Raw genomic sequence first — 1,514 nt, 5'->3', positions numbered from 1 at the left:
TCCGGTGCAACCACCTTGCCCGTCTGGCCAACCTGCCAGTCGTTCGGCGCATAGCCGGCATCGACGGCTGCGCGGCTGGCGCCGACTGCGGCACCCAGCTTGTCGGCAACCGGCAGGATCACTTCCTGGAACTTTTCAGCAGAACCAAGCGCACGACCACCGGAGATGATGATCTTCGCCGAGGTCAGTTCCGGACGATCCGATTCCGAAAGCGCATTGCCGACGAAGCTCGACAGCGCCGGATCGGCAGCCGCATTGACGCTTTCAACCGCAGCCGAACCGCCCTCACCCGTTGCCGAGAAGGAAGCCGTGCGCACCGTGATGACCTTCTTCGCGTCGGTCGACTGCACTGTCTGGATCGCATTGCCCGCATAGATCGGACGCTTGAACGTATCAGCCGATACGACTTCCATGATTTCGGAAAGCTGCATCACATCGAGAAGGGCTGCCACGCGCGGCAGGATGTTCTTGGCCGAAGTCGTCGCAGGCGCAATGATCGTGTCGTAATTGGCAGCCAGTTCCACGATGAGCGCTGCCGTCGGCTCGGCCAGACGGTTTTCCAGCGCATCGCTTTCAGCAAGCAGAACCTTGCGCACGCCATTGAGCTTGGCTGCCGCATCGGCTGCAGGTTTTGCACCTTTGCCTGCAACCAGAATATCGACATCGCCGCCGATCTGGGCGGCAGCCGTCAGCGCCTTGGCCGTCTGGTCGGAAAGGGTTGCATTGTCGTGTTCGGCAATAAGAAGAATAGCCATTTGTCTCGTCCCTTCCGATTTCTTAGATGATGCCGTCGGCTTTCAGCTTCTCAACCAGCTCTGCAACAGAGCCGACCTTGACGCCAGCCTTGCGGCCGCCCGGCTCTTCCGTCTTCAGAACCTTGAGACGCGGCGCAATGTCGGCGCCGAAATCGGCAGGCGACTTTTCGTCGAGCGGCTTCTTCTTGGCCTTCATGATGTTGGGCAGCGATGCATAGCGCGGCTGGTTCAAGCGAAGATCGACCGTGACGATCGCCGGAAGCTTCACATCGATGGTCTGGAGACCGCCGTCCACTTCGCGCGTTACCTTGGCCGAACCATCGCTCAGCTCCACCTTCGAGGCAAAGGTTGCCTGGCTCCAGTTGAGGAGCGCCGACAGCATCTGGCCGGTCTGGTTGGAATCATCGTCGATTGCCTGTTTGCCCAGGAAGACGAGGTCCGGCTTTTCCGCTTCGACCACGCCCTTCAAGACCTTGGCAACGCCAAGCGGCTCGACCGTCTCGTCGGTCTTGACCAGGATCGCGCGATCCGCACCCATGGCAAGTGCCGTGCGCAGCGTTTCCTGCGCCTGTGCCGGGCCAACCGAAACCGCGACGATCTCCGTCACCTTGCCCGCTTCCTTCAGACGGATCGCCTCTTCAACCGCGATCTCGTCAAAAGGGTTCATCGACATCTTCACGTTCGAAAGCTCAACCCCCGAACCGTCTCCCTTTACACGGATCTTCACGTTGTAATCGACAACCCGTTTCACTGCGACAA

The 1,514-nt window shown here is 60.0% G+C and carries 2 protein-coding genes; both read right to left on the bottom strand.

Annotation, left to right across the window (positions count from 1 at the left end):
- On the bottom strand, nucleotides 1–755 hold a 755-nt coding region (locus ACS5UA_RS22805), incomplete at its 3' end, for an electron transfer flavoprotein subunit alpha/FixB family protein (protein WP_443101886.1).
- 22 nt (nucleotides 756–777) lie between these two features.
- On the bottom strand, nucleotides 778–1,514 hold a 737-nt coding region (locus tag ACS5UA_RS22800; protein WP_253177573.1), incomplete at its 5' end, for an electron transfer flavoprotein subunit beta/FixA family protein.

The organism is Brucella sp. RRSP16 (genome assembly GCF_052246815.1).
Lineage (GTDB): Bacteria > Pseudomonadota > Alphaproteobacteria > Rhizobiales > Rhizobiaceae > Brucella > Brucella intermedia.
This window is presented reverse-complemented; position numbering and strand designations above follow the sequence as displayed.